The organism is Pseudomonas sp. LRF_L74, assembly GCF_965644255.1.
Taxonomy (GTDB): domain Bacteria; phylum Pseudomonadota; class Gammaproteobacteria; order Pseudomonadales; family Pseudomonadaceae; genus Aquipseudomonas.
In genome coordinates this window covers 548,832-574,977 of record NZ_CBFFRH010000003.1, presented here as the reverse complement: position 1 = coordinate 574,977, position 26,146 = coordinate 548,832, and the positions used below count along the sequence as shown (strand labels likewise).

General features: G+C 64.4%; 24 protein-coding genes. 11 read left to right on the top strand and 13 right to left on the bottom strand.

The genetic code is table 11. From position 1 onward, the window contains the following. The first annotated feature begins 1 nt into the window (after position 1). The gene (locus ACSZPK_RS11250; protein WP_437881527.1) at positions 2–1,201 is read left to right on the top strand and encodes an efflux RND transporter periplasmic adaptor subunit; all 1,200 of its coding nucleotides are present in this window, start codon (positions 2–4) and stop codon (positions 1,199–1,201) included. Between the two features lie 24 nt (positions 1,202–1,225). Continuing rightward, positions 1,226–4,363, top strand: coding sequence for a CusA/CzcA family heavy metal efflux RND transporter (locus ACSZPK_RS11245; RefSeq protein WP_437881526.1), 3,138 nt, complete (start codon positions 1,226–1,228; stop codon positions 4,361–4,363). Between the two features lie 71 nt (positions 4,364–4,434). On the opposite strand, the gene ACSZPK_RS11240 is transcribed toward ACSZPK_RS11245, so the two are convergent. Both ACSZPK_RS11240 and ACSZPK_RS11235 read right to left on the bottom strand, forming a co-directional pair. Continuing rightward, complete coding sequence (locus ACSZPK_RS11240) at positions 4,435–5,376, bottom strand: cation diffusion facilitator family transporter (RefSeq protein WP_437881525.1); 942 nt, start codon at positions 5,374–5,376, stop codon at positions 4,435–4,437. 99 nt (positions 5,377–5,475) lie between these two features. Beyond that, the gene (locus ACSZPK_RS11235; protein ID WP_437881524.1) at positions 5,476–6,417 is read right to left on the bottom strand and encodes a LysR family transcriptional regulator; all 942 of its coding nucleotides are present in this window, start codon (positions 6,415–6,417) and stop codon (positions 5,476–5,478) included. Between the two features lie 292 nt (positions 6,418–6,709). Between ACSZPK_RS11235 and ACSZPK_RS11230 the strand changes: the two genes are divergently transcribed. Both ACSZPK_RS11230 and ACSZPK_RS11225 read left to right on the top strand, forming a co-directional pair. Next, positions 6,710–7,540 carry an amidohydrolase family protein gene (locus tag ACSZPK_RS11230; RefSeq protein ID WP_437881523.1) on the top strand — a complete coding sequence of 277 codons (831 nt, stop codon included), beginning with the start codon at positions 6,710–6,712 and terminating at the stop codon, positions 7,538–7,540. Between the two features lie 16 nt (positions 7,541–7,556). Further along, positions 7,557–8,297 carry an SDR family NAD(P)-dependent oxidoreductase gene (locus tag ACSZPK_RS11225; RefSeq protein WP_437881522.1) on the top strand — a complete coding sequence of 247 codons (741 nt, stop codon included), beginning with the start codon at positions 7,557–7,559 and terminating at the stop codon, positions 8,295–8,297. A 20-nt stretch (positions 8,298–8,317) separates the two neighbouring features. Here the strand turns inward: ACSZPK_RS11225 and ACSZPK_RS11220 are convergent, their stop codons facing one another. Continuing rightward, positions 8,318–8,914 (bottom strand): TetR/AcrR family transcriptional regulator, encoded by a 597-nt coding sequence (locus ACSZPK_RS11220; protein WP_437881521.1) that lies wholly within the window; start codon positions 8,912–8,914, stop codon positions 8,318–8,320. An 11-nt stretch (positions 8,915–8,925) separates the two neighbouring features. Beyond that, positions 8,926–10,137 carry a multidrug effflux MFS transporter gene (locus ACSZPK_RS11215; RefSeq protein WP_437881582.1) on the bottom strand — a complete coding sequence of 404 codons (1,212 nt, stop codon included), beginning with the start codon at positions 10,135–10,137 and terminating at the stop codon, positions 8,926–8,928. Between the two features lie 244 nt (positions 10,138–10,381). Here ACSZPK_RS11215 and ACSZPK_RS11210 point away from each other — a divergent pair, with 244 nt between their 5' ends. The 7 genes from ACSZPK_RS11210 (at position 10,382) to ACSZPK_RS11180 (ending at position 15,918) form a co-directional block, all read left to right on the top strand. Further along, positions 10,382–10,753 (top strand): antitoxin Xre/MbcA/ParS toxin-binding domain-containing protein, encoded by a 372-nt coding sequence (locus ACSZPK_RS11210; RefSeq protein ID WP_437881520.1) that lies wholly within the window; start codon positions 10,382–10,384, stop codon positions 10,751–10,753. A gap of 6 nt (positions 10,754–10,759) precedes the next feature. After that, the gene (locus tag ACSZPK_RS11205; RefSeq protein WP_437881519.1) at positions 10,760–11,506 is read left to right on the top strand and encodes an RES family NAD+ phosphorylase; all 747 of its coding nucleotides are present in this window, start codon (positions 10,760–10,762) and stop codon (positions 11,504–11,506) included. An 87-nt stretch (positions 11,507–11,593) separates the two neighbouring features. Continuing rightward, positions 11,594–11,977, top strand: coding sequence for a hypothetical protein (locus ACSZPK_RS11200; protein ID WP_437881518.1), 384 nt, complete (start codon positions 11,594–11,596; stop codon positions 11,975–11,977). A 415-nt stretch (positions 11,978–12,392) separates the two neighbouring features. Further along, entirely contained in the window at positions 12,393–12,803 is a 411-nt protein-coding gene (locus ACSZPK_RS11195) for a tetratricopeptide repeat protein (protein WP_437881517.1), read from the top strand. 264 nt (positions 12,804–13,067) lie between these two features. Continuing rightward, the gene (tcdA, locus tag ACSZPK_RS11190; protein WP_437881516.1) at positions 13,068–13,874 is read left to right on the top strand and encodes a tRNA cyclic N6-threonylcarbamoyladenosine(37) synthase TcdA; all 807 of its coding nucleotides are present in this window, start codon (positions 13,068–13,070) and stop codon (positions 13,872–13,874) included. Between the two features lie 102 nt (positions 13,875–13,976). Beyond that, a complete protein-coding gene (locus ACSZPK_RS11185; protein ID WP_437881515.1) occupies positions 13,977–15,152 on the top strand; it encodes an alpha/beta hydrolase in 1,176 nt (391 codons plus the stop codon). A gap of 304 nt (positions 15,153–15,456) precedes the next feature. After that, positions 15,457–15,918 carry a DUF1456 family protein gene (locus ACSZPK_RS11180; RefSeq protein WP_437881514.1) on the top strand — a complete coding sequence of 154 codons (462 nt, stop codon included), beginning with the start codon at positions 15,457–15,459 and terminating at the stop codon, positions 15,916–15,918. 19 nt (positions 15,919–15,937) lie between these two features. On the opposite strand, the gene ACSZPK_RS11175 is transcribed toward ACSZPK_RS11180, so the two are convergent. The 9 genes from ACSZPK_RS11175 to map form a co-directional block, all read right to left on the bottom strand. After that, a complete protein-coding gene (locus ACSZPK_RS11175) occupies positions 15,938–16,348 on the bottom strand; it encodes a SufE family protein (RefSeq protein WP_437881513.1) in 411 nt (136 codons plus the stop codon). After that, on the bottom strand, positions 16,345–17,550 hold the full coding sequence (locus tag ACSZPK_RS11170; protein ID WP_437881512.1) for an aminotransferase class V-fold PLP-dependent enzyme: 1,206 nt from the start codon (positions 17,548–17,550) through the stop codon (positions 16,345–16,347). Before ACSZPK_RS11170 ends, ACSZPK_RS11175 begins: the two co-directional genes overlap by 4 nt. A gap of 91 nt (positions 17,551–17,641) precedes the next feature. Further along, on the bottom strand, positions 17,642–18,676 hold the full coding sequence (dapD, locus tag ACSZPK_RS11165) for a 2,3,4,5-tetrahydropyridine-2,6-dicarboxylate N-succinyltransferase (RefSeq protein WP_437881511.1): 1,035 nt from the start codon (positions 18,674–18,676) through the stop codon (positions 17,642–17,644). Between the two features lie 33 nt (positions 18,677–18,709). Then, on the bottom strand, positions 18,710–19,333 hold the full coding sequence (locus ACSZPK_RS11160) for a LysE family translocator (RefSeq protein ID WP_437881510.1): 624 nt from the start codon (positions 19,331–19,333) through the stop codon (positions 18,710–18,712). Further along, positions 19,333–19,680 (bottom strand): ArsC family reductase, encoded by a 348-nt coding sequence (locus ACSZPK_RS11155; protein WP_437881509.1) that lies wholly within the window; start codon positions 19,678–19,680, stop codon positions 19,333–19,335. The genes ACSZPK_RS11160 and ACSZPK_RS11155 overlap by 1 nt, the downstream gene beginning before the upstream one ends. A gap of 156 nt (positions 19,681–19,836) precedes the next feature. After that, a complete protein-coding gene (locus ACSZPK_RS11150) occupies positions 19,837–20,832 on the bottom strand; it encodes a sensor histidine kinase (protein ID WP_437881508.1) in 996 nt (331 codons plus the stop codon). 303 nt (positions 20,833–21,135) lie between these two features. After that, positions 21,136–22,332 (bottom strand): succinyldiaminopimelate transaminase, encoded by a 1,197-nt coding sequence (gene dapC, locus ACSZPK_RS11145; protein ID WP_437881507.1) that lies wholly within the window; start codon positions 22,330–22,332, stop codon positions 21,136–21,138. 94 nt (positions 22,333–22,426) lie between these two features. Then, a complete protein-coding gene (locus tag ACSZPK_RS11140; protein ID WP_437881506.1) occupies positions 22,427–25,129 on the bottom strand; it encodes a [protein-PII] uridylyltransferase in 2,703 nt (900 codons plus the stop codon). 37 nt (positions 25,130–25,166) lie between these two features. Next, complete coding sequence (gene map / locus ACSZPK_RS11135; RefSeq protein WP_437881505.1) at positions 25,167–25,967, bottom strand: type I methionyl aminopeptidase; 801 nt, start codon at positions 25,965–25,967, stop codon at positions 25,167–25,169. Between the last annotated feature and the right edge of the window lie 179 nt (positions 25,968–26,146).

Below are 26,146 nucleotides of genomic sequence, written 5' to 3'. Positions count from 1 at the left end.
TATGAGCAGGAAATCGGCACTTGTCATGGCGCTGGTGGTGGGCTTCGCCTCCTTTGCCGCAGGCTATCCGCCGGCGGTCGCCGAGGAGGCTGGCCATGGCCACGAGGAGCACGGCCATGGCGACGAAGACGGGCATGGGGAGGAAAAAGGCCATGGCGACCATGAGGAGCAGGAAGGCCTGATCGAACTGAGCGACGAGCAGATTCGCACCGCTGGCATCCAACTGGCCAAGGCTGGCCCCGGGGCGATCGGCACGCGCTTGTCGCTGCCTGGCGAGATCCGTTTCGATGAAGACCGCACCGCCCACGTCGTACCACGCACACCGGGTGTGGTGGAAAGTGTCGAGGTCAACCTGGGCCAGCAGGTGAAGCAGGGCCAATTGCTGGCCGTCATCGCCAGCCAACAGGTGTCCGAGCTGCGCAGCGAGCTGGCCGCCGCGAACCGTCGCCTCGATCTGGTCAGGACCACCTACCGGCGTGAAGAGAAGCTGTGGAAGGAGGGCATCTCGGCCGAGCAGGATTACCTGCAGGCGCGCCAGGCCATGCACGAGGCCGAGATCACCCAGGCCAACGCCAGCCAGAAACTCAAGGCCATCGCTGGCGAGGGTAGCCGCGCCAGTGGCAATCGCTATGAGCTGCGTGCGCCGTTCGCGGGTACGGTGGTGGAGAAGCATCTGGTGCTGGGTGAGGTGGTGAGTGACGCCAGCAACGCTTTCACCCTGTCGGACCTGAGCCGCGTCTGGGCCACCTTCAGCATCGCGCCGAAAGACCTCGCGGTGGTGCGCGTGGGCAAGCCGGTCAAGGTGGTTTCCCCTGATCTGCAGACCGAGGTCAGCGGCAGCGTGGCCTACATCGGCAACCTGCTTGGCGAACAGACGCGCACGGCCACCGCCCGCGCGGTACTGAACAATCCCGAGGGCGCCTGGCGGCCGGGGTTGTTCGTCAGCATCGAGCTCACCACCTCATCCCATCAGGTGAGCGTCAGCGTGCCGGCCACGGCGATCCAGACGGTCGAGGAAAAGCCCACGGTGTTCGTCCGCGTCGAGCATGGCTTCCTGGCCCAGCCCGTTGTACTGGGCGGGACCAGCGATGGTTTCGTCGAGATCAGACAGGGCCTGGATGCCGGCGCTGAAGTCGTCACCCAGGGCAGCTTCGTCCTCAAGTCCGAACTCGGCAAGGGTTCTGCCGACCACGCCCACTGATCGCCCCGCGACGAGATTCCGACCATGTTCGAACGCCTCATTCAGTTCGCCATCGAGCAGCGCATCGTCGTGCTGTTGATGGTTCTTGCGATGGCGGGTGCCGGCATCGCCAGCTACCAGAAACTGCCGATCGACGCCGTCCCCGACATCACCAACGTACAGGTGCAGATCAGCACCGCCGCCGCCGGCTTTTCGCCGCTGGAAACCGAGCAGCGGGTGACCTTTCCCATCGAAACCGCGATGGCCGGCCTGCCCCAGCTCAAGCAGACCCGCTCGCTGTCGCGCTCGGGCTTTTCCCAGGTCACGGTGATTTTCGAGGATGGCACCGATATCTTCTTCGCCCGGCAACTGGTCAACGAGCGCCTGCAACTGGCCCGCGAGCAGCTACCGCCAGGCGCCGAGGCGGCCATGGGGCCGATTTCCACCGGCCTCGGCGAGATCTTCCTGTGGACCGTCGAGGCCGAGGAGGACGCGCTCAAGGACGACGGCACGCCCTACACGCCGACCGACCTGCGGGTGATCCAGGACTGGATCGTCAAGCCGCAACTGCGCAACGTGCCTGGCGTCGCCGAGATCAACACCATCGGCGGCTTCGCCAAGGAATTCCAGATCGCCCCGGACCCCAAGCGCCTGGCCGCCTACAAGCTGACCCTGGCCGATCTGCTGGTCGCCCTGGAACGCAACAACGCCAACGTCGGCGCCGGCTATATCGAGCGCAACGGCGAGCAGTTGCTGGTCCGCGCGCCGGGGCAGGTCGCTGGTGCCGAGGACATCGCCGCCATCGTCGTGGCCAATGTCGACGGCACCTCGATCCGCGTGCGCGATATCGCCGAGGTGCAGATCGGTCGCGAGCTGCGCTCCGGCGCGGCGACCGAGAACGGCCGCGAAGTGGTCCTGGGCACTGTGTTCATGCTGATCGGCGAGAACAGCCGCAACGTGTCCCAGGCTGTCGCCGCCAGGCTGCAAGAGGTCAACCGTTCGCTGCCCAAGGGCGTGGTGGCGATCCCGGTGTACGACCGCACCAACCTGGTGGACAAGGCCATCGCCACGGTCAAGAAGAACCTGATCGAGGGCGCGGTGCTGGTGATCGCGGTACTGTTCCTGTTCCTCGGCAATATCCGTGCGGCGATCATCACCGCCCTGGTCATCCCGCTGTCGATGCTGTTCACCTTCACCGGCATGTTCGGCAACAAGGTCAGCGCCAACCTGATGAGCCTCGGTGCCCTGGACTTCGGCATCATCGTCGACGGCGCGGTGGTGATCGTCGAGAACGCCATTCGCCGCCTGGCCCACGCCCAGCACAAGCACGGGCGCATGCTGACCCGCAGCGAACGCCTGCACGAAGTCTTCGCCGCCTCGAAGGAAGCGCGGCGGGCGCTGATCTTCGGCCAGTTGATCATCATGGTCGTGTACCTGCCGATCTTTGCCCTCACCGGGGTGGAAGGGAAAATGTTCCACCCCATGGCCTTCACCGTGGTGATCGCCCTGCTGGGGGCGATGATCCTGTCGGTGACCTTCGTCCCGGCGGCCATCGCGCTGTTCATCACCGGCAAGGTCAAGGAGGAGGAAAACCTGGTCATGCGCAAGGCCCGGCAGGGCTACGAGCCGGTGTTGGCCTGGGTCATGGGCCATCGCGCCGTGGTGTTCGCCGGTGCGGCGCTGCTGGTGCTGCTGTCCGGCGTTCTGGCCAGCCGCATGGGCAGCGAGTTCGTGCCCAGCCTGAGCGAGGGCGACTTTGCCTTGCAGGCGCTGCGTGTGCCGGGCACCAGCCTGACGCAGTCGGTGGAGATGCAGGCGCTGCTGGAGAAAACCCTGGTCGAGAAGATGCCGGAGATCGAACGGGTGTTCGCCCGTACCGGCACCGCGGAAATCGCCGCCGACCCGATGCCGCCGAACATTTCCGACGCCTATGTGATGCTCAAGCCCAGGGAACAGTGGCCTGATCCGGGCAAGTCGCGCGAACAACTGATCGCCGATCTGCAACGCATCAGCGCCACGGTGCCGGGTAGTAACTATGAGTTGTCGCAGCCGATCCAGCTGCGTTTCAACGAGCTGATTTCCGGGGTGCGCAGCGATGTCGCGGTGAAGGTGTTCGGCGATGACATGGACGTGCTGAACAAGACCGCCACGGAGATTTCCGAAGCGCTGGAGGGCATCCAGGGCGCCTCGGAGGTCAAGGTCGAGCAAACCTCTGGCTTGCCGGTGCTGACCATCGACATCGACCGGGAAAAGGCCGCGCGCTACGGCCTGAATGTCGGCGATGTGCAGGACACGGTCGCCGTCGCCGTGGGCGGGCAGAAGGCCGGTACTTTGTTCGAGGGCGACCGGCGCTTCGACATGGTGGTGCGCCTGTCCGATCGTTTGCGCACCGATATCGACGGTTTGTCGCGCCTGTTGATTCCCGTACCGCCACGGCCTGGCAACGCGGGCGAGCAGATCGCCTTCATCACCCTGGCGGAGGTGGCCAGCCTGGACCTGGTCCTCGGCCCGAACCAGATCAGCCGCGAGAACGGCAAGCGCCTGGTGATCGTCAGTGCCAACGTACGCGGTCGCGATATCGGCTCCTTCGTCGAGGAAGCCGCCCGGCGGCTGGAGAGCGTCCCGCTGCCGGCCGGCTACTGGACCCGTTGGGGCGGCACCTTCGAGCAACTGCAGTCGGCGGCGGCGCGTTTGCAGATCGTCGTGCCGGTGGCCTTGCTGCTGGTCATGGCCCTGCTGTTCATGATGTTCAACAACCTCAAGGACGGCCTGGTGGTGTTCACCGGTATTCCCTTCGCCCTGACTGGCGGCGTGCTGGCGCTGTGGTTGCGCGATATCCCGTTGTCGATCTCGGCGGGCGTCGGTTTCATCGCCTTGTCGGGGGTGGCGGTGCTCAACGGCCTGGTGATGATCGCGTTCATCCGCAATTTGCGTGAAGACGGGCGCTCCCTGCATCAGGCGATCACCGAGGGCGCGCTGACACGTTTGCGCCCGGTGTTGATGACCGCACTGGTGGCATCGCTCGGCTTCGTGCCGATGGCCCTGGCCACGGGCACCGGAGCGGAAGTGCAACGGCCGCTGGCGACCGTGGTGATCGGTGGCATCCTCTCGTCCACCGCGTTGACCTTGCTGGTGCTGCCGGCGTTGTACCAGTGGGTTCATCGCCGGGACGAGGAGGTTTAGTCCGTACTTTGCCGGTGCGGGTTGCCCGCGATCCTAAAGCGCCGCCTTGTTTCGCGCGCCTGCGTGGGCAATCAATGCTGCTGCAGGCTGCCTGGCGGGTCCACCTGCACGGTGACGTGGGTCAGGCCATAACGCTGGCGCAGGTGTTCGCCGACTTGCTCGGGCAGGGTCAGCGGATCGACCCCGGCTTCTGGGGTGACATGCACGGTGGCGACGCTGGCATCGTCGGTCAGGGTCCAGGCATGCAGGTGGCCGGCTTCGGCGACGCCAGGTAGCGTTTGCAGTTCTTCCTCGGCGCGGCGGGCATCGATGCCCGTCGGCGTGGCTTGCAGCAGCACCTGGATCGAGTCGCTGACCAGGCGCCAGGCCGAGCGCACCACCAGCAGGGCGACGATCACCGAGAGGATCGGGTCGAGAATGGTCCAGCCGGTGAACATGATGCCAATTGCCGCGGCAATCGCGCCCACCGAACCCAGCAGATCGCCGATGACGTGGAGCAGGGCCCCACGCAGGTTGCTGTCGCCCTTGTTGCCTGCGTTCAGCACCAGCGCGCCGACGATATTGACCAGCAGGCCGATCACCGCGACCACCAGCATCGGCCCGGCCATTACCTCGACCGGCTGGCGAAAGCGCGCGATGGCTTCCCAGACGATCCACGCGGTGAGCAACAGCAGCACCGAACCATTGGCCAGCGCCGCCAGGACCCGCACGCGCTCGAAGCCATAGGTGCGACGCGCATCGGGCTCGCGGGCCGCGATGCGGTAGGCGATCAGGGCCAGGAACAGGGCGGCCGAGTCGGAAATCATATGGCCGGAGTCGGCGATCAGCGCCAACGAGCCGGCCATCCAGCCCCCGACCGCCTGGACCAGCGCATAGGCGGCGGTGATGATGAACACCAGGCGGATGCGCCTGGCGTTGCTGCTCGTCACCTTCGGCGCGTGGCTGTGCCCGGCATGGTCGTGATCGTCATGCGAGTGGCCGGCGTGGTCATGATCGTGATCGTGCTGGGGCATCGTTGGCTCCTTCCTGGGCGGGACGATCCGCGGCGAATGGGTACATGGATGTTATGACGAGACAGTCGCGGCTGTAATCAGGCTGGCCTGTGGTGGGGTTCAGAGCGCCGGCAATTCGCAGCCCTCGATCAGGCGCCCCAGGCGCCGCGCCTTGTCGAACAGCACATGCATCATATGCAGCGCGGGGGCGGAAAGCGCTTCGAAGCGCGAGTGGACGAAGCAGATGTCGAAGGTGATGTCGTCGGCCAGCGGTACTACACACAGGCCGCTTTCCTCGGCGACGAATTCGTCGATGATGCTCAGGCCCATGCCTTGCTTGACCAGGGCCACGCCTTCCACGGCATTGGTGAAGTCCAACTGCGACTCGTAAGCCAGCCCGTGGCGCTGGAAATGCCCGGCCAGCAACTGGCCGAAGATCATGTCCGGGCGGAACAGCACCAGCGGTTGTCCGCTCAGGTCCGCCAGGCTCAGGGCCTCGCCGGTGGCCAGCGGGTGCCCGGGCGGCAGCACGGCAACCATCCGGCCACGCATGAACGGCAGCGAGTTCAGGTGTTCGTGGGGCACCGGCAGGGCGGCCACGGCCAGGTCGACCTGCCTGCACAGCAGTTGCATCGGCATGTCGCTGATCAGGCTGGCCTGCCACTGGATGTTCAGGCCGGGCATGTCGCGCTTGAGCGCGGCGAGGGCGAACGGCATCAGCACGGTCGACAGCGAGGCGCTGCAGCACACGCGCAGTTGCTTGCCGGGTTGGGCCGCCAGGGCCAGGGCGCATTCGTTGACCGCCTGGGCCGCCTGGTACACGCGCTCCACCTCGCGGTACAGCGTCTGCGCTTCGGTGGTCGGCACCAGGCGATTGTTGATGCGTTCGAACAGGCGGTAGCCAAGACGGCTCTCGATGTACTGCAGCAGTTTGCTCACCGCGGGTTGCGACACGTAGAGCATCTTCGCCGCGGCGCTCACCGAGCCGGTGAGCATCACCGCGCGGAATGTTTCCATGTGGCGCAGCTTGAAGATCCAGTGGGCGGAGTCGGGCCTGGGCATGCTTAACCTGGGGTTATGGTGTTCGCCATCCAGGCATGAGCGCATCCGCCCGGCCTGACATAAGGTGGGCGACACGATACCAAATGGCAGGGACCTTGGTTGGAGCGAGGCGGGAGCGGACGTTTCGGTTCACCGCCATTCCCGCGAAGGCGGGAATCCAAATACCCCGGTTTTTCTGGATTCCCGCCTTCGCGGGAATGACGATTGACGGTAGACCGGGCGCTTGCAGGATGTCTGCCCCTGCCCCAAAGCAGCCCCATTCGGGCTCGACTCTTCAATGGAAGCCAACCGCATGAGCATATTCGACGAGCCGAAGATCGACTGCCACAACCACCTGTTCGACCCGCAGCGCTTTCCCTACCGCAGCGATGCAATCTATTCACCCAGCGGCCAGGAGGTCGCGACTCAGCCGCAGTTCCAGCGGGTGATGGACGCCTATGGTGTCGAACATGCGTTGCTGGTCGGTCCCAACAGTGGGTATGGCACCGACAACGCCTGCCTGTTGCACGCCTTGGCCACCGGTGGCCGGCGCTTCAAAGGCATTGCCGTGGTCGACCACGCGATCACGCTGGACAAGCTGGCCGCGCTCAAGGCCCAAGGCGTGGTCGGTGTCGCATTCAACCCGGCGCTGGCGGGTGTGGCAGCGATGGCCGATGCGCTGCCTTTGCTCGCCCGTCTCGCCGAACTGGAGATGTTCGCCCAGGTACAGGTGCAGGGCGACCAGTTACCCGACCTGCTCGACTTGTTGGGACCGCTCCCGGGAGCACTGCTGATCGATCATTGTGGCCGGCCTGTGGTCGAGCAGGGCCTGGGCCAGTCAGGCTTCCAGGCATTGCTGCGCCTGGCCGACAACGGCCGCGCCTGGGTCAAGCTGTCGGGCATGCAGAAGTTCGCCGAACCTGACCTGCTCGACGAACAGGCCGGTCCCTACGTCCAGGCCCTGCTCGATGCCTTCGGTGCGCAGCGCTGCATCTGGGGCTCGGACTGGCCCTTCATCCGCCAGGCCGAGCGGGTCGACTACGGCCCGCTGCTGAAGCTGGCCGAGCGTCTGCTGCCGGACGCCGCCGTTCGCCGGCAGGTGATGTGGGAAACCCCGCGTCGCCTGTTCGGTTTCTCCGACTGACCCAAGGAATCCGTACATGAGCAACTCCCTCGAAGGCCAGGTGGCCATCATCACCGGCGGCATGCGCGGCATCGGCCTGGGTATCGCCAGGCGCCTGCATGCCGCCGGCGCGCGCATCGTCATCTGGGACCTGGCGGTGGATGACTGGGACAGCGCCAGTGCCGGCTTCGAGCCGGCGCTGCGCCAGGCGGTCAATGTCGCCCGGCTCGTGTCGGTGGAGAAGGCGTTCGGCGAAGTGCTCGAGGCATTCGGCCAGGTACAGATTCTGGTGAACAACGCCGGCATCAATGGTCCGGTCGTGCCGTGCTGGGAATACCCGCCCGAGGCCTGGGAGCAGGTGCTGGCGGTGGATTTGAACAGCGTGTTCTATTGCTGCCGCACGGCGATCCCGCACATGCGCGAGCAGGGCTACGGGCGCATCGTCAACGTCGCCTCCATGGCCGGCAAGGACGGTGTGCAATACATCTCGGGCTACTCGGCGGCCAAGGCCGGGGTGATCGCCTTCACCAAGGCGGCGGCCAAGGAGCTGGCCCAGGACGGGGTGCTGCTCAACTGCATCGCCCCGGCCATGGTCGAGACCGGCCTGATGGCCGAGATGACGCCCGAGCACATCGCCGCGAGCAAGGCCAAGATCCCCATGGGGCGGTTCCTGCAGATCGATGAAATCGCCAACATGGTGACCTGGATCGCCGGTCCGGAATGCAGTTTCACCACGGGTTTCGTCTTCGACCTGAGTGGCGGCCGCGCGACTTACTGAGTGTCAGGTAAACGGCGCGTTCATGGCCGTAACGCGTCGAGGTCGATGGCCGGGATAATCCGCCGCAGGGCCGACAGGCGCCGCTCGTAGGCCTCTGCGTTGCCATAGGTCAGGTCGACATGCAGGCTGTCGATCGCTGCCATGTAGGTTTCCGCGAGCAATTCGCCGACGCTCGTCGAGGGAGGCGGATGGCTGACGTTCAGGGCATCGAGGAAGCGCGCGCGCAGTTCCCCCAGGTAGCGTTCGAAGCCGTCGATCACGACCTGCCTGAGTGGCTCCGGCGGATAGAAGGCGGCACGCAGGAGAAAGCGCAATGAGCTGTTGCCGCGAAAGCGCTCGCTCAGTCCATCGAGGTAGGGTTCGCCGGCGAAGCCTGCGTTGCCGCTGCCCGCGAAGTGCTCGGCCACGTAGGCACGCTCGGCTTGCAGGGCGAGTTCGAGGGTCACCTGGTACAGCGCGTCCTTGCCATCGAAGTGGGCGTACAGCGAGGCTTTCCTGATCCCGGCGAGCACGGCGATATCGTTCAGCGAAGCGGCGTCGTAGCCGTGTTCGGCGAACTGATCGAGGGCCAGCAGGGCGATACGTTCGGCGGCGGGGCTGAGGCTGTCGGCAGTCATGGTGTGTCTCGTCAGCAATGATCGATCTGCGCGAAGGACGCTTCCTTCGGCAGGCTGATGGCGGTCAGCAGGCAGACCAGCAGCGCGCTGGCCGCGAGCAGGCCGGCCCAGGCCATGGGTCCATGTTGCAGGGCCAACGCGGCCACGGGCGTCGCCCCGGAGGACACCGACAGCTGGAACGCGCCGAGCAGCGCCGCGGTCGAGCCCAGCGAGCGCTCCTGGGACGACATCACCAGCGACATCAGCGTCGACTCGGCGATGCCCAGGCCGAACAAGGCCAGGGCCATGCCGAGCGCGACGCCTGCCAGGCCTATGGCGCTTGCCGTCGACCACAGGGTGAGCAGCGAGCCGGCGGCCATGCACGCGACGCCGATCAGCGACAGCCGATTGAGGCCGAGGCGGCCGACGAGCTTGCCGGCCAGGGTCGCGCCGATCAGGATCGCCACGCCGGTGACGCCGAACAACAGGCCGAAGGCCTGGGGGCTCAAGCCATATTCCTGCTGGTAGACCAGGGTCGCGCCGCCGATGTAGACGAACAGGAAGAAGAACACGGCCGCTGCCGCCAGGGTCGGTTTGAGAAAGCCTTTGTTCCTGGCGATGCGGAGGTAAGTCCGCAGTACGGTGCGTGGATGCAGGCGCTCGCGTTTATCCACGGCCAGGGTTTCCGGCAGGTTCAGCCAACTGTTGGCCAGCACCAGCAGCCCGAACGCGGCGAGCACCAGCATGATCGCGCGCCAGCCGAAATGCGCATCGATGAAGCCGCCCAGGGCCGGGGCGAAGATCGGCGCCACGCCCTCGATGGTCATCAACAGGGCGAACAGCCGGGTCGCACTGGCACCGCGGCTGACGTCACGCACCATGCTCATGATCACCACCAGGGTCAGCGCACTGCCCAGGCCCTGGACGAAGCGCAGGGCGATCAGCGTGTGCAGGGTCGGTGCCCAGGCCGCGCCGAGCGAACACAGGGTGAACAGCACCAGGCCGGCCAGCAACGGGCGGCGACGGCCATAGGCATCGACCAGTGGGCCGAAGATCAACTGGCCCAGGCCCATGGCCAGGAGGAAGAAGGTCAGGGTCAGTTGCACACTGGCGAAGCTGTCCTGGTAGTCCTGGGCGATCTGCGGAAGGCTGGACAGGTACATGTCGACCGCCGAAGGGCCAAGGGCGCCGATCAGGCCGAGACTGATCGCCAGCTTCAGGGGCGGGGCGTGGACTTTTTGGATATTCATGATCCTATGCTCTCATGCTTTGCTACCTACCGTTCGGTAGGCTTGGTTCGCGCAGCATATGCGGTTGTGTCGGGAGGGTCAAACGAGGCATGCCGCGAACGTCTCCTGCGCGGCGAATCATTACAGCGACGCGCGATAGGCGAATAGGCGGGTTTGCAGAGTTGCCGGGCTCAACCGGGTTTGTTCTATTTGCTTATTTTGTGTATGTTTTGTCTCAAACAAACATGGAGGCCCGCTCATGATCGCACTAAGCAAACCAGGGGTGGACGGCGATGCCGTTCTGCTCAAGGCGTTGTTGAATACGCGGGAGCAATTGGGCCTGACTCAAGTGCAACTGGCGGCCATCGTCGGCGTCAATCGCTCGGCGATCAGCCGCTGGAGTGAAAGTGGCGGCTTGAAGCCGCAAAGCAAGACGGGCGAGCTGGCACTGCTGCTGATCCGCATCTATCGCGCGCTATACACCCTGTTCGGCGGCAATCTCGACGACATGCGCCATTTCCTGCGTACGCAGAATCATCATCTGGCTGGCATTCCCCTGGAGTTGATGAGCCAGGTCCAGGGCCTGGTGCGCGTGGTCGAATACCTCGATGCCATCCGTGGCAAGGTGTGAGGCGCCATGGATATCTGGAATCGCTGCGACGGTCTCGCACAGATCAAGCCGATCCGCGGCGCATTGCTGCGCATGGTGGAAAACCAGGAGCAGGTGGCGACCACGCAACTGGTCGACACCCTCGACGAGCAGGCTGTACTCGAACAACTGCTGGAAGCCAGCAAGCCACCTCTGCCGACGGCCACCGAGGCGCTGCACTACCTGTTGCAGACCCCGTTCCGCTACCCGCCGCTGCGCTGGGGCTCGCGGTTCGGTCGCAAGCACGAGCCGAGCCTGTTCTACGGCGCCGGCTCGCTGGAAACGGCGATGGCGGAAACGGCGTTCTATCGCTTCGTGCTCTGGCACGGCATGGCCACGCCGCCGCCGAGCGGACGGATTCTTTCCGAGCATTCGTCGTTCGAGGCGCAGTACCGGGTCGAGCGCGGCGTGCGCCTGCAGCAGCCTCCGTTCGATGCTTTCGCCGAACAGTTGAGCGATCGCAGCGACTACCGCCACACCCAGCGACTGGGCAGTGCCATGCGCGATGCTGGGGTCGAAGCGTTCGAGTATCGATCGGCCCGCTGTGACGGAGTGAATGTCGCCCTCTATACCCCCCGGGCATTCGCCAAGTCCAAACCGTCGAACCTGAATACCTGGCTGTGTGAAACCACGAGTGGCTACGTCGCCTTCAAGCAGGCGCAAGGCGCGGGGGCGCCGATCCGCCACGACCTGTCGACATTCCTGGTCGATGGCCGGTTGCCACAACCGGCCTGAAGGGCATGGTCCGTCAAGCGCAGGACCGGCAGTTGACGACGCGTCGCTTAACTACCAAGGTGGCGTCCCCTGACAGGAGAGCGCCCGATGCACCCAGCAGCACTGCCACGCCAAGCCGTACTCGATCATCACGATGCCGTCGATTGCACGGTCTATCGGCCCGATGCCCATGACGAAGATGCCGAGGAACTCGATCTTGGCGACGCCAAGGTGCTTTTCACCGGTCCGTTCCAGGCGCCGCAGGCGTGGGATGCGGCGGAGCGCGAAGCCTTTTTCGATGGGCTCGACCCGGCCCTGTTTTTCACTGCCCTGATCGAGCCCGAGGCTGCGCCTGCCAGCAAAGCCCATTTTGTGGCTCAAGCCGGTGACTATCTGGCGGCGATAGAAGGTGGCGCGGTGACCATGTATTTCGTCCACGAGCGGGACGAAAAGGGCTATGTGCTGATTCGCGATGACCAGCCATTGTTCTGACGGACTGCCGGTTGGGCGAGCAGCCCATGGGCACCTGCGACATTGCGCCAGCTTGCCTGCGTTGCACCTGAACGGAGCGGCGAGCGCAGTGGGGGCGCAGACTTGTGCACAATGGCGAGGCACCTTGTCAAGCTTTCCTCACAATGCGTCGTAACTGCTTGATTCTTCGTTGTGATTTTTTAACCGAATGAAAAATAAGGATTTTTTACATTGGTGAAAAAATCATCAGTTTAAGCAGAAGGCCCATGGCATCGGCAATCGGTGACCTTTCCAAAAGGTTTTCCACGAAGTTATCCACAGGATTTGTGGATTGTGTTCGTGACCTGCCTGGAACGTTTTCTGCAAGGATTTGCAAGTCTTTACGACGGCGAAAAAGAGAGTAGAGTGCGCGCCTTCGCCGTCGCTCGCCGTTCCCATGAAGCCTCGTTTCCCTGCCGCCGTTCGCTCCTCATCGCCGCAAACCACCCGTCTACCCGCGCGCATGGCCTTCTGGCTGCTCGACCGTCCGCTGCTGGGCAGCAGGCCGAGCGTCAAACGTATCGCCGGGCGCCTGCTCAAGCAGCCGGCACGGCAAGGGCTGGTCGAGGCGCAGAGTCGCCTGGGGCAATTGCTGTGCCGCGATTGCGGCAACGCCCGTGACCGGCGCATTGGCCTGGAACTGTTGCGTCAGGCCGCACGTACAGGCGATTTGCGCGCCCAACTGGAGTTGGGCCAGTTCTACTCTCAGAGTCGTCAGCGTGAGCCACTGCAAGCGCGTCATTGGCTTGAGCAGGCCGCCGCCCAAGGTTCGACGCAAGCCATCGCATTGCTGGATGCGCTGTCCTAGCAGGCTGGCGGGCGGTGCAATCGAAATAGCTTGCGGCTTCCTGGCATCGCACTGTCCTGCCTAGGTTTTTCAACGGCCCAGCTCCCGCAGATCGTGTTCATCCCGCTCCCATGTTGCTGGCCATCTTCGGCGTACGGAAGAGCGGGCTGTCCGATACCTGTATGGCATCGCCCGGCCCATGTCTGGCGGGCCTTGTGTGGTTTTTCCGCTCACATCGGCAGTGCTTGCGCCTATAATGCCGGCCGTTTTTTCCGGGGGGATGCGATGGACGATCAGCGTTTCGGTGGTGTGGCCCGTCTCTACGGGGGCGAGGGCTTGCAGCGGCTCAAGGCCGCCCACGTCGCGGTGGTCGGCATCGGCGGTGTCGGTTCCTGGGCGGCCGAGGCGCTGGCGCGTTCCGGTGTCGGTGAAATCTCGCTGTTCGACCTCGACGATGTCTGCGTCACCAACACCAACCGCCAGGTGCATGCGACGGCCGCTAGCATCGGCCAGTCCAAGGTCGAGGTCATGGCGGCGCGGATTCGCGCCATCAACCCCGACTGCGTGGTGCATGCGGTGGGCGATTTCGTCACCCGCGAGAACATGGCCGAGTGCATCGGCGAAAACCTCGATGGGGTGATCGACTGCATCGACAGCGTGATGGCCAAGGCCGCGCTGATCTCCTGGTGCAAGCGGCGCAAGATCCAGATCGTCGCCACCGGCGGCGCGGGCGGGCAGATCGACCCGACCCAGGTGCGCATCGCCGACCTGAACAAGACCATCAACGACCCGCTGATCGCCAAGGTGCGTTCGCTGCTGCGCCGCGACTACAACTTCTCGCGCACGCCGGGGCGCACCTACAGCATTTCCTGCGTGTATTCCCTTGAGCAACTGCGTTATCCCCAGGCCGACGGCACGGTATGCCAGACCAAGGGCTTCGCCGACGAGGGTGTGCGCCTGGACTGCGCTGGCGGTTTCGGCGCGGTAATGATGGTCACCGCGACCTTCGGCATGGTGGCGGCGAGCCGAATGGTCGATAAACTGGTGGCTGGCGCGCGGCGTCCGTCGGAGCGCGCGTCGAAGCCGGGTTGAACTCTGTATCGACTTCTTTACCCAGCGGTTACCCAGTATTGACCCACCTGGCGATCATGGCTTGGCACTATGCGTGCTCCGCTTTCTCTGGATGATCTCCCTGTGCTGCGATTCCTTTCCCTGTTGGGTGCTGGCTTGTTGCTGAGCGCCTGCGCCCATCACCCCGAACCGCCCGCGTCGCCCGAGGCACGTATCGATCAACTCATGAGCGGTGCCTACCGGCCCGCACGCCAGCCCGTCGATGGCTGGCATGCGCAGTGGACGGTGGACGGCGAGGTTGTCGATGTGGACTGGCTGGCGCCGGTCCAGGGCTCGGCATTGCCGGTGATCCTTTATCTGCCAGGGCTTGGCGATGATGGACGTGCTGGCGAACCATGGCGGCGTGCATGGGCCGAGGCGGGTTACGCCGTGCTTTCGGTGCAGGCGCAGCGTCACGGATGCGCCATCTATGCCAGTCCGGACGCGCAGGTGGGGGCTTTCCGCAGCATCGCCCAGCGCGCCTATGCCGATGACGCCTTGCAGCGCCGCCTGCGTCAACTCGAACAGGTGCTGGGGGAAGCGCGCCGGCGCGCCCAGGTCGGCGATGGCGACTTCGCCAGGGCCGACTGGAACCGCCAGGTGGTCGCTGGTTTCGATCTTGGTACCCAGACGGCGGCAGCGTTGCTCACGTCTGCCCACGGCTGGGCACCGAAGCTGGCGATCCTGCTCAGTCCCTTCGAGCCGCCACAAGGGCTCGCCGAGCAGATCAAGGTGCCGGTGCTCGCCGTGACGGGAGCGGCCGACGACGATCCTTTCAACTGGGTAACACCAGCGCAACGTCATCAGCGCCTCTGGCAGCACTTGCCCGTATCCGCGAGCTACCAACTGCTGCTCGAACGCATGACGCATGCGCAACTGGGCGGCACTTTCGGTGGCGCTCCGGGGAGCGGCGGTGCGGCCGATGGAGAGCGTCCAGCGCCTCCCAGTGGTGGCGGGCGAGGCCCAGGTGGTGGTGGTGGTGGTGGTGGTGGTGGTGGTGGTGGTGGTGGGCCTAGCGGTGGACCTGGTGGTGGCCCTGGCGGCCCAGGTGGTGGCGAGAGGGTGTTCGAGAGCCGTGCGGGTCATGGGCAAGGCATGCAGGAATCTCTCGACCCGCGTGAAGCTGCGGCCCTGCTGTCGGTCAGCGTGGCGTTTCTCGATAGCAACCTGCGTACTGCGAACGACGCGAAGCAATGGCTGGAACTGGATGCCAACCGCTGGCTGGCCCCCGGTTCCAGATTGCAGGCACAACAGCCTTGACCCCTTCGCTGGAGGTCACTCCCTGACCTCCAGCCAGCCTTTTCTTCCTCTCTGAACTCCCAGTTCTGGCGCACCGGACGATGCGGCGTGCCTGTAGTTCGACAAGACCTACTACAGCACCGTTGCCGACAGCGGTTACGGGCGAGCCGCGCAACTTCACCCTGAGCCTGCGCGGGCAGTTCTAATCGCGTCAGCGGCAGGGACGCCCAGGCCGTCGTATCAGCCGCACGAAGCGGGCCGGCAATCCGTATAATCGCCGGCCTTTCGTGCCGCTTTCGGCACGATCCGTGGATGAGACTGCCGAATGACCAACAACGATGTGATACGCAACCTGCGCTATGTACTGGATGTCAGCGACCAGAAGATGGTGGATATCTGCCAGCTTGCGGATTACCCGGTGACGTTGGCCGAGATGACGGCCTATCTGAAGAAGGATGATGAAGAAGGTTTCGTGGAATGCCCTGACACCGCCATGGCGCACTTCCTCGAAGGGCTGGTGTTCTTCAAGCGCGGTCGTGACGAGAGTCGCCCGCGCCTGCCGGTGGAGAAGCGCCCGGGCAACAACAGCATCCTGAAGAAGGTGCGTGTCGCCTTCGAACTGCGTGACGACGACATGCACGCGATCCTGCAGGCCGCCGACCTGCCGATGACCAAGCCCGAGTTGAATGCCCTGTTCCGCAAGCCGGATCACAAGAACTACCGTCCTTGCGGCGACCAGGTGCTGCGTAACTTCCTGCGCGGCCTGGCCCTGCGCGAGCGTGGCTAGTCGGCGCGACGTTCAGCGGTCAACCCGCCTCGACCATCTGGCGCATCTTCAGCAGTACGGCATTCAGGCCGTTGCTGCGAGAGGGTGAAAGCTGCCGGCCCAGGCCGAGCTGGGCGAACCACTCGGCAAGATCCAGCCTGGCCAGCTCTTCGCCATCCAGCCCGGCGATGCGCGCCAGCAATACCGCGAGCAGGCCACGGATCAGCCGGGCATCGCTTGCGGCACGGAAGTGCCAGGTCGTTTCACGCTTGTCGCCGACCAGCCACACCTGGCTTTCACAGCCCTGCACACGATTGGCTTCGCTGCACTCGCTGTCCGCCAGCGCCTCCAGGCGTTCGCCCCACTGCAGCAACAGGCGGGCACGCTGCTCCCAGCCCGGGCAGGCGGTGAAGGCAGCCAGCGCTTCGCGGGCTTGCTCGGGCAGGCTCATCGCAGCAGCTCCAGTGCCTTGTCCAGCGCTTCGAAGAAACGCCGCAGGTCGGCTTCGTCGTTGTAGAGAGCGAGCGATACACGAATGGCTCCGGCAACCCCGAGGCGCTGCAGCAACGGCATTGCGCAGTGATGACCGGCACGTACGGCAATGCCCTGGTCGGTGAGCAGGTGGGCGAGGTCGCCGCTGTGTACGCCGTCGACACTGAAACAGGCCAGGGCGATTCGCGGTTCGCCGAGCAGGCGGACGCCGTCACGCTGGCGCAGGCCGGCCAGCAATCGCTGATGCAGGGCCTGTTCGTGCTGATCGACCGCGTTTGAGTCCAGTCGCCCCAGGTAGTCGAGTGCCGCGCCCAGTGCGATCACCCCGGATACTGGTGGTGTGCCAGCCTCCAGTCCCAGTGGTGCCGGGCGGAACGAGGAGGTGTGGTAGTCGGTCTGCCGGACCATCTCGCCGCCCAGTTGCCAGTGCCTGAGGTGTTGCAGTGCTTCACGGCGGCCATAGAGCAGGCCGACACCATCCGGGCCGTAGAGCTTGTGGCTGGAACAGGCGTAGAAATCGCACCCCAGCGCCTGTACAGCCTGACGAGCGTGAACCGCGCCTTGGGCGCCATCGACCACGCTCAACGCCCCGAAGGCACGAGCCAGGTTCACCAGCTCGGTGGTCGGCTGCCAGCGCCCGAGCACGTTGGACAACTGACTCACCGCCAGCAGGCGGGTACGCGGGCTGACCAATGCAGTGGCTTGTTGCAGGTCCACGTCGCCGGCAGCCGTGAGCGGCAGGATCACCAGCTTCAGCGACTTGCGCTGCGCCAGTTGCTGCCAGGGCAGCAGGTTGGCGTGGTGCTCGGCGGCACTGATGACGATCTCGTCGCCTGCGACGAACAGGTGTTCCAGGCCGTAGGCCAGCAGGTTGAGGGATTCGGTGGCGCCACGGGTGAAGACGATCTCTTCGGCACTCGCCGCGTTCAGCCAGCGGGCGACCTTGTGCCGGCTGTCTTCGAACGCACGGGTGGCGCGCTCTCCGGGCACATGCTGGGCACGGTGCACATTGGCGGCGCCGGCCTGGTAGTAGCCGAGCAGGGCATCGAGAACCGCTTGTGGCTTCTGCGCGGTGGCGGCGCTGTCGAGGTAGGTCTGGCCTTCGCTTTCAAGGGCCAGGATGCCGGGGAAGTCGGCGCGCCAGGGGGAGGTCAGGGACATCCGGATTCCATAGGCTGAATGTAGAAGCGGGCCAGGCCCGCGATGACCTGGAGTCTATCGCGCGCATGGCCCGCTTGGAGCAACACCTGGATCAGTTGTGCGCGTGCAACGCTTCGTTCAACTCGATCGCGGTCTTGTTGGTCTTGCACTCGACCGCGCCGCTCTGCGAGTTGCGACGCAGCAACAGGTCGGGCTGGCCGGCCAGGTCGCGGCCCTTGACTACTTTGACCAGGTTGTTCTGGTCGTCGAGCAGGGCGATCTTGGTACCGGCGGTGACGTACAGGCCGGCTTCGACGATGTTGCGGTCGCCCAGCGGAATGCCGATACCGGCGTTGGCGCCGATCAGGCAGCCTTCGCCCACGGAGATGACGATGTTGCCGCCGCCGGACAGGGTGCCCATGGTCGAGCAGCCGCCGCCCAGGTCCGAGCCCTTGCCGACGAACACGCCCGCGGAGACGCGGCCTTCGATCATGCCTGGGCCTTCGGTGCCGGCGTTGAAGTTGACGAAGCCTTCGTGCATCACGGTGGTGCCTTCGCCGATATAGGCGCCCAGGCGTACGCGGGCGCTGTCGGCGATACGCACGCCGGCCGGGACCACGTAGTCGGTCATTTTCGGGAACTTGTCCACCGAGAACACTTCCAGCAGCTCGCCTTTCAGGCGGGCTTCCAGTTGACGCTCGGCCAGCTCGGCCAGGTCGACCGCGCCCTGGCTGGTCCAGGCCACGTTCGGCAGCAGTGGGAAGATACCGGCCAGGTTCAGGCCGTGCGGCTTGGCCAGGCGATGGGACAGCAGGTGCAGCTTGAGGTAGGCCTCAGGGGTGGAGGTCAGCGCGGCGTCTTCGGCGAGCAGGGTGACGACCAGCGGCTTGGTGCTTTCGGCCAGGCGGGTCAGCAGTGCGCTTTGGGCGGCATCGATGCTTTTCAGCGCGCTGGCCAGTTCAGCGGCTTGCTGATTGGTCAGGGCGATCGCCTGGTTGCCCGCGCTGTAACCGACGATCGGGGTCACCGCAGCGATCAATTCGGCCGACGGCTTGAGCAGCGGTTGAGCGTAGAAGACTTCCAGCCAGTTGCCTTGACGGTTCTGGGTGCCGACGCCGAAGGCGATGCTGAACAGGGATTGCGACATGTCTGTTTACCTCTTGAATCGAATCGGGATGGATCAGGCTGGCCGGCGACTGAGCAACAGGCCCAGCCCGGCGCCGCCCAGCAGGACGGCACAGCAACGGTTGAACAGGCGCCGGGCGCGTTGCCCGGCGAGCAGCCGGCCCAGGTGCAGGCCGGCCAGTGAATACAGGGCGACTGCGACCAGTTCCAGGACCAGGAAGGTGCCGCCCAACAGGGCGAACTGTTGGCCCGCGGGCAAGCGCGGATCGACGAACTGCGGCAGGAACGCGGTGAAAATCAGGATCGCCTTGGGATTGCCGGCCGCCAGCAGGAACTCCTGGCGTGCCAGGGCCCAGAGGTTGGCGCGCTGGATTGGCAAGCCAGCCTCCAGGGACTGTGCCGGCGCGCGCCAGAGCTGGACCGCCAGCCACAGCAGGTAGAGCCCGCCAAACAGCTTGATCGCCAGGAACAGGCTGGCTGAGGTCTGCAGCACCAGGGCCAGGCCAGAGGCGGCAAGGGCGATCATGCCGGCGAATGCCAGCAGGCGTCCGAATGCCGCCAGGCAGGCCAGGCGCAGCCCGTGACACGCCGCATTGTTCAGCGACAGCAGGTTGTTCGGTCCCGGCACCAGGTTCAAGGCGAAGCAGGCGGGCAGGAACAACAACCAGACGCTGTTCATCAGGCGAAGGCCGCCGCGTAGAGATCGGGCTTGAAACCGACCAGGGTGCGCTTGCCCAGGTCGAGTACCGGGCGCTTGATCATCGATGGCTGGGCCAGCATCAGTTCGATGGCCTTGGCCTGGTCGAGATCGGCCTTCTGGCTGTCGTCGAGCTTGCGGAAGGTGGTGCCGGCGCGATTCAGGATCGTTTCCCAGCCGTGCTCATCGCACCATTTCTGCAGGCTGGCGCGGTCGATGGCGGCGGTCTTGTAGTCGTGGAAGGCGTAGCTCACGCCCTGCTCGTCGAGCCAGGTGCGGGCTTTTTTCATGGTGTCGCAGGCCTTGATGCCATAGAGCGTGTAAGTCATTGATTTCCCTTGGGAGCAGGGCTTTCCCCAACACTCCCCCAATATCTCGCAAAAACTCAGCCGGCGATTATGCCACGTCGGTCCACTCCGCGCTTAGGCTGTCGCGATAGGGCCTGTCATCGTGAGTGAAGCGTGCTGGTAGCTGGGTGTGCTGGGCTATTTGTCGACTGGAAACCTGAAACCGATGCGCAGACCTTCCGCCAGCCAATTTCTTGTCACCGTGGCCCCGATCGATCGTCCCAGGCGGTCAATCAATGTACTGCCGAATCCAGATTTCTCCGGGGCATTCAAGACAGAAGGCCCCCCAACCTCGGTCCAGTTCAAGTCCAGGTAGCCATCTGCCGCATCCCAAGAAAGTCTCACCTCGCCTTGCGCCGTACTCAACGCGCCGTGCTTGACAGCGTTAGTGGCCAATTCATGAATGCATAGCGCGATAGCGCTTGATATTTCATGGGCGATCAACTGGGCATGGCCGTCGATCCGGCATTGGCCGGAGAAGGGCGTCAGGACGGAGTCGAGTATCGATTTCAAGTCTACGGCGGCTGTGTTCGCGCTCGATAAGATTGCCTGGTATGACCGTGCAAGAGCCCCCAGTTTTCCAGCAACGATCCTTGCAAGGCCTGCAGAGTCACCTGAGGCGAATGCTTCTTTCTCTGACATGCTGACGACGGCGCCAACGACTGAAAAAATATTATTGATGCGGTGGAGCATTTCCCGGGACAGTAAGCGCTCGCGCTCCAGGGATTTGTCTAGTTCTCGTTTGAGCAGAATCTGCTCGGTAACGTTTCGAGAAACGCAAATGATAGAAGCCACGCCCCCCTGCTCATCTGTGACGGGTGTGAGCAGGTTATCCCAGTATATGGTGGCTCCATCGCCTTCACTGTAGCCTGCAAAGCGTGCCGGGCTGCCGCTTGCCGCTTGTGAAAGAGCCTCATAGGCAGAGGCGTGGACAGATGGCGGGAGCAAGGAAATCCATGGCGTTCCCTCGGCTGTACGGGTTGTCAGGCCCAGGGCGACACGTCCGGCAGCGTTGATGGCGAGAAGCACGCCGTCTGGGGTAATCACCTTGATGCAATCTGGCGTGGCAGCCAGCATTGCTTCTTCAAATTTGGAGACAGCAGTCCTACTGCATCCTTCATCACGGCTCGTCATCTGAATATGCCATCACTGCCCACCGGGTGTGTGGAGATTAGGGCATCCGCAAGATGCCAGCAATCCGGAGTCTGGGGGCGATTAGGGTATGGTCGCTTCCACTGCGGAAACTGGGTGAGCAGGTCTATCCATGCCTGGGAGCCTGCTCACGATGTTCTCGCGCAGAGCTGATCGCGATACGAACGACTCAATAACCGAGCGACGTGAGCCGCGAACAATTCGAACTCGAGAAACGTGGCATAACCCTGCTCGCCGCCCGCGTCCGGCCAGCCGTTGCATGGCAAGTCCTTTTGCCGGTAGCGATCAGCGGGTCTCGACGAAGCGGCGAATGCGCTCGGCCGCTTCGATGCACTCGGCCAGCGGGGCGACCAGGGCCATGCGCACGCGACCCGCACCGGGGTTGAAGCCCTCCACTTCGCGAGAAAGATAGGAGCCTGGCACCACGGTCACATGTTCCTTGATGAACAACTCGCGGGTGAAGCTGGCATCGTCGCCGGGCGTTCTGGCCCAGAGGTAGAAGCCACCGTCCGGGCGCTGCACGTCGAGCACGCCGCCGAGGATGTCGAGCACGGCATCGAACTTCTCGCGATACAGGTCGCGGTTGGCGCGTACGTGGGCTTCGTCCTGCCAGGCGGCGATGCTGGCCAGTTGGGTCTGCACGGGCATGGCGCAACCGTGGTAGGTGCGGTAGAGCAGGAAGGCCTTGAGGATATCCGCATCGCCCGCGACGAAGCCCGAGCGCAGGCCGGGCAGGTTGGAGCGCTTGGACAGGCTGTGGAACACCACGCAGCGCTTGAAATCGCTGCGGCCGAGTTCGGCGCAGGCGGTCAGCAGGCCGGGCGGCGGGTTGTCTTCGTCGAAGTACAGCTCGCTGTAGCACTCGTCGGCGGCGATGACGAAATCATGCTCGTCGGCCAGGGCGATCAACTTCTTCAGGGTTTCCAGGGGCACCAGGGCGCCGGTCGGGTTGCCCGGCGAGCAGATGAAGAGGATCTGGCAGCGCTCCCAGACTTGCGCCGGTACGGCATCGAAGTCGGGATTGAAGCCGTTCTGTTCCAGGCAGGGCAGGTAGTGCGGCTGGGTGCCGGCGAGCAGGGCCGCGCCCTCGTAGATCTGGTAGAACGGGTTGGGACTGACCACCAGGCCGCCAACGTCGCGCTGGGCGACCGTCTGGGTAAAGGCAAACAGCGCTTCGCGGGTGCCGTTGACCGGCAACACGTGGCGTGCGGCATCGAGCCAGCCGTTCGGTACGTTGAAACGGCTCTCGCACCAAGTCGCGATGGCTTGGCGCAGCGCTGGCAGGCCCAGCGTGGTCGGGTATACGGCCAACTGATCGAGATTGGCGCTCAGGGCCTCGGCGACGAACTGCGGCGATTTGTGCTTGGGTTCGCCGATCGACAGGGCGATGGGACGTTTGCTCCGATCCGCCTCGGCGCCGGCGAGCAGGGCGCGGAGTTTCTCGAACGGGTAAGGCTGCAAATGGGCAAGGGCGTTGTTCATGACGAGTCACTGCTGTGGTTCGTAAAAGCCCGCGACACTAGCACGTTGGGGCCGATTCGGACATTACGGGCGGTCCGGCGTCCGACCCGGACGCTCAGATACCGATCCGCAGCGGCCTGCCTTCGTTGTTGCCGGTCGCCGACAGTTGCCGGGCAATGGTGGCCTGCAGGTCGGCGCAGAGCTGCGGGTCCGACAGCGGCTGGTTGTTGGCGTCGGTGACGAAGAACACGTCTTCCACGCGTTCGCCGAGGGTGGCAATCTTGGCGTTCTGCAGCGACAGGTCGAAGTCGAGGAAGATCTTGCCGATCCGTGCCAGCAGGCCGGGCCGGTCCGGGGCGATGATTTCCAGCACGGTGACCGGACGTTGCGCGTCGTTGTGGATGCTCACCTGCGGCTCGAAGGCGAAGTGCTTGAGCTGGCGCGGTACACGACGCTGGATGATGTTCGGGTAGTCGTCCGGGTTCTTCAGCGCTTCGACCAGGCCATCGCGAATTTGCTGGATGCGCTGTGGGTTTTCACCGATCGAGCCGCCTTCCGCTTCGAGCACGATGTAGGTGTCGAGGGTGAACTGGCTGGTCGAGGTGATGATCCGCGCGTCATGGATGTTCAGGTTGAGCTGATCCATCGCCGCCACGGTCACGGCGAAGAAATCATGCTGGTCGGGCGCATAGATGAAGATCTGCGTGCCGCCCTCGAACTCGCGCTGGGTGGTTTCCTTGATCAGCACCAGTGGGTCGTTGCCGGCTGGGTGCTGGAGAATCGCATCGGTGTGCCAGGCCACGTCGCCAGCGGTATGACGCAGGAAATAGTCGTCGCCAAGCTGGCTCCACAGTTGCTCGGCATCGTCCTGGTCGATGCCGCCGCGCACCAGGATATCGATGGCCGCACTCTGGGTCTGGCGAATCTGCTCTTCGCGGTCCGGCGGGTTCTCCAGGCCACGGCGCAGGGCGCGCTTGGTCTCGGTGTAGAGCTGGCGCAGCAGGCTGGCGCGCCAGGAGTTCCACAGGCTCGGGTTGGTGGCGTTGATGTCGGCCACGGTGAGCACGTAGAGGTAGTCCAGATGGGTCTGGTCGCCGACGAACTGAGCGAAGTCGAAGATCACCTGCGGGTCGGACAGGTCCTTGCGCTGGGCGGTGGTCGACATGGCCAGGTGGTTCTGCACCAGCCAGACGATCAGCCGGGTATCCCAGGCGGGCAGGTGGTGGCGTACGCCAAAGGCTTCGGCGTCGATGGCACCGAGTTCCGAGTGGTCGCCGCCACGGCCCTTGCCGATGTCGTGATAGAGGCCGGCCAGGTAGATCAGCTCGGGCTTGGGCAGGCGGTCGATGACTTTGCTGGCCAGGGGGAATTTCTCCGCCAGTTCCGGCCATTTCAGCTTGCGCAGGTGCTTGATCAGGTTGAGCGTGTGCGCATCGACGGTATAGATGTGGAACAGGTCGTGCTGCATCTGCCCGATGATGTGGCCGAACTCCGGCAGGTACAGACCGAGGATGCCGTAGCGGTTCATCCGCCGCAGGTTGCGGTGGATGCCCTGGCTGGATTTGAACAGCTCGATGAACAGGCTGGTGTTGCGGATATCGCGGCGGAAATCGTCGTCGATCAGGTGGCGACTGTCGCGCAACAGGCGAATGGTATCGGCGCGCACACCTTCGATCTCGGGGTGCTGGGCCATCAGCACGAACACTTCCAGCAGGGCGAACGGCGTGCGCTTGAATACGTTGGGATGAATCGCCTCGAGGTAGCCGTCGCGAATCTGGAAGCGGCTGTTCAGCGGTTGGGCCGGACCGCTCTCGCCTTCGCGGACGATGACTTCCTCGAAGTGCTGGTTGATCAGGTCGTTCAGTTCGGAAACCGCCATCACCACCCGGTAATACTTCTGCATGAAGCGTTCGAGCGCGAGCTTGGCATCGTTGTCCTGGTAGCCGAGCAGGGCGGCGATCTTGCCCTGGTAGTCGAACAGCAGGCGGTCCTCGGCGCGTCCGGCGAGCATGTGCAGGGCGTAGCGCACTTTCCACAGGAACTCCTGGCTCGACGACAGCATGGCGTGCTCGCTCTCGACCAGGAAACCCTGCTGCACCAGCGCGTGCAGGTTCAGCGTACCGAACTGGCGGCGGGCGACCCAGAGGATGGTCTGGATGTCGCGCAGGCCGCCGGGCGAGCCTTTGACGTTGGGTTCCAGGTTGTACTCGGTGTCGTTGTACTTGGCGTGGCGCGCGCGCTGCTCCTTGCGCTTGGCCAGGTAGAACTCCTTGCTAGGCCACATCGTCCGCGGGCTGGTGACTTCCTGCATGCGCTGGCGCAGGTGCTCGGGGCCGGCGATGGTACGGCTTTCCATCAGGTTGGTGACCACCGTCAGGTCGGCCCGTGCCTCTTCGGCGCACTCGGCCACCGAGCGCACGCTCTGGCCGACTTCCAGGCCGATGTCCCAGAGCAGCGTGAGGAAGCCTTCGATGGGCTCGCGGAAGGTTTCGTGGTCGGCGCTGTCGAGCAGGATCAGCAGATCGATGTCGGAGTAGGGGTGCAGTTCGCCACGGCCGTAGCCGCCAACCGCCAGCAGGGCGATATCGGCGTCCTCGCTCCAGTCGAAGCGCTTCCAGGCCTCGCGCAGGATCTGGTCGACGAACCAGGCACGGTCTTCGACCAGGCGACGAATGTCGCGGCCGCTGCGAAAACGTTCGTCGAGCGCCTCGCGTGCCTGGCGGATAGCCTTCTTGAATGCGGCGATGGGGCTGGATTTCAACGCCAGTTCCGCCTGGAACTGGCCGCGGTCGAACAGTTCCGGGTCCATCTGCGGCATGCGGGCTACCTTCTCTTCTATCTATAAAGGACGATCGTCAGGCGTTGGTGCGGGCGATGGTGTCGTCGCTGCGCAGGGTGAGGATCTCGTAGCCGTCGGCGGTGACCAGGATGGTATGTTCCCATTGCGCCGAGAGCTTGCGGTCCTTGGTGATCGCGGTCCAGCCGTCGCCGAGCAGGCGGGTTTCCGGGCGACCCTGGTTGAGCATCGGCTCGATGGTGAAGGTCATGCCTTCCTTGAGTTCGACGCCGGTGCCGGCGCGGCCGTAGTGCAGGACCTGGGGTTCTTCGTGGAACACCGCGCCAATGCCATGGCCACAGTATTCGCGCACGACGGAGAAACCGTTCTTCTCGGCGTGCTTCTGGATCACCTCGCCGATATCGCCCAGGCGCGCGCCGGGACGGACGGCCTCGATGCCTTTGTACATCGACTCCTGGGTGACGCGGCTGAGCTTGGCGGCCCACTCCGGCACCTTGCCGACCAGGAACATCATGCTGGTGTCGCCGTGGTAACCGTCCTTGATCACGGTGACGTCGATGTTCATCACGTCGCCGTCCTTGAGTGGCTTGTCGTTGGGGATGCCGTGGCAGACCACATGGTTGAGCGAGGTGCAGATGGATTTCGGGAAGCCCGGGCGACCCGGTGCGGCGCCGTAGTTGAGGCACGCCGGAATGGCCTTCTGCACGTTGACGATGTAGTCGTGGCAGATGCGGTCGATTTCCTCGGTGGTGACGCCGGGTCTGACGTGCTCGCCGATCATCTCCAGCACGTCGGCGGCCAGGCGGCCGGCGATGCGCATTTTTTCGATTTCGTCGGGAGTCTTGATACTGGCGGTCATGGCTATCTCGGTATGTCCTATAAAGGACGCCATTTTAAGCCGCAAGCTCCAAGCCGCAAGCTTCAAGTAAAGCAAGGCGCGTCCACGGTGTGCCGCAAGCCTCCCTTGAGGATCGCGGCTGGTAGCTTATGGCTGCTTTCTGTGGTATAAAACGCGCCGCTTTACGGGCATGGGGTCCG

Excerpts from the sequence above, each read along its gene's own strand:
- ACSZPK_RS11250 (WP_437881527.1), top strand. The coding sequence starts at position 2 with ATGAGCAGGAAATCGGCACTTGTCATGGCGCTGGTGGTGGGCTTCGCC.
- ACSZPK_RS11245 (WP_437881526.1), top strand. The coding sequence starts at position 1,226 with ATGTTCGAACGCCTCATTCAGTTCGCCATCGAGCAGCGCATCGTCGTG.
- ACSZPK_RS11240 (WP_437881525.1), bottom strand. The coding sequence starts at position 5,376 with ATGCCCCAGCACGATCACGATCATGACCACGCCGGCCACTCGCATGAC.
- ACSZPK_RS11235 (WP_437881524.1), bottom strand. The coding sequence starts at position 6,417 with ATGCCCAGGCCCGACTCCGCCCACTGGATCTTCAAGCTGCGCCACATG.
- ACSZPK_RS11230 (WP_437881523.1), top strand. The coding sequence starts at position 6,710 with ATGAGCATATTCGACGAGCCGAAGATCGACTGCCACAACCACCTGTTC.
- ACSZPK_RS11225 (WP_437881522.1), top strand. The coding sequence starts at position 7,557 with ATGAGCAACTCCCTCGAAGGCCAGGTGGCCATCATCACCGGCGGCATG.
- ACSZPK_RS11220 (WP_437881521.1), bottom strand. The coding sequence starts at position 8,914 with ATGACTGCCGACAGCCTCAGCCCCGCCGCCGAACGTATCGCCCTGCTG.
- ACSZPK_RS11210 (WP_437881520.1), top strand. The coding sequence starts at position 10,382 with ATGATCGCACTAAGCAAACCAGGGGTGGACGGCGATGCCGTTCTGCTC.
- ACSZPK_RS11205 (WP_437881519.1), top strand. The coding sequence starts at position 10,760 with ATGGATATCTGGAATCGCTGCGACGGTCTCGCACAGATCAAGCCGATC.
- ACSZPK_RS11200 (WP_437881518.1), top strand. The coding sequence starts at position 11,594 with ATGCACCCAGCAGCACTGCCACGCCAAGCCGTACTCGATCATCACGAT.
- ACSZPK_RS11195 (WP_437881517.1), top strand. The coding sequence starts at position 12,393 with ATGAAGCCTCGTTTCCCTGCCGCCGTTCGCTCCTCATCGCCGCAAACC.
- tcdA (WP_437881516.1), top strand. The coding sequence starts at position 13,068 with ATGGACGATCAGCGTTTCGGTGGTGTGGCCCGTCTCTACGGGGGCGAG.
- ACSZPK_RS11180 (WP_437881514.1), top strand. The coding sequence starts at position 15,457 with ATGACCAACAACGATGTGATACGCAACCTGCGCTATGTACTGGATGTC.
- ACSZPK_RS11175 (WP_437881513.1), bottom strand. The coding sequence starts at position 16,348 with ATGAGCCTGCCCGAGCAAGCCCGCGAAGCGCTGGCTGCCTTCACCGCC.
- ACSZPK_RS11170 (WP_437881512.1), bottom strand. The coding sequence starts at position 17,550 with ATGTCCCTGACCTCCCCCTGGCGCGCCGACTTCCCCGGCATCCTGGCC.
- dapD (WP_437881511.1), bottom strand. The coding sequence starts at position 18,676 with ATGTCGCAATCCCTGTTCAGCATCGCCTTCGGCGTCGGCACCCAGAAC.
- ACSZPK_RS11160 (WP_437881510.1), bottom strand. The coding sequence starts at position 19,333 with ATGAACAGCGTCTGGTTGTTGTTCCTGCCCGCCTGCTTCGCCTTGAAC.
- ACSZPK_RS11155 (WP_437881509.1), bottom strand. The coding sequence starts at position 19,680 with ATGACTTACACGCTCTATGGCATCAAGGCCTGCGACACCATGAAAAAA.
- ACSZPK_RS11150 (WP_437881508.1), bottom strand. The coding sequence starts at position 20,832 with ATGACGAGCCGTGATGAAGGATGCAGTAGGACTGCTGTCTCCAAATTT.
- dapC (WP_437881507.1), bottom strand. The coding sequence starts at position 22,332 with ATGAACAACGCCCTTGCCCATTTGCAGCCTTACCCGTTCGAGAAACTC.
- ACSZPK_RS11140 (WP_437881506.1), bottom strand. The coding sequence starts at position 25,129 with ATGCCGCAGATGGACCCGGAACTGTTCGACCGCGGCCAGTTCCAGGCG.
- map (WP_437881505.1), bottom strand. The coding sequence starts at position 25,967 with ATGACCGCCAGTATCAAGACTCCCGACGAAATCGAAAAAATGCGCATC.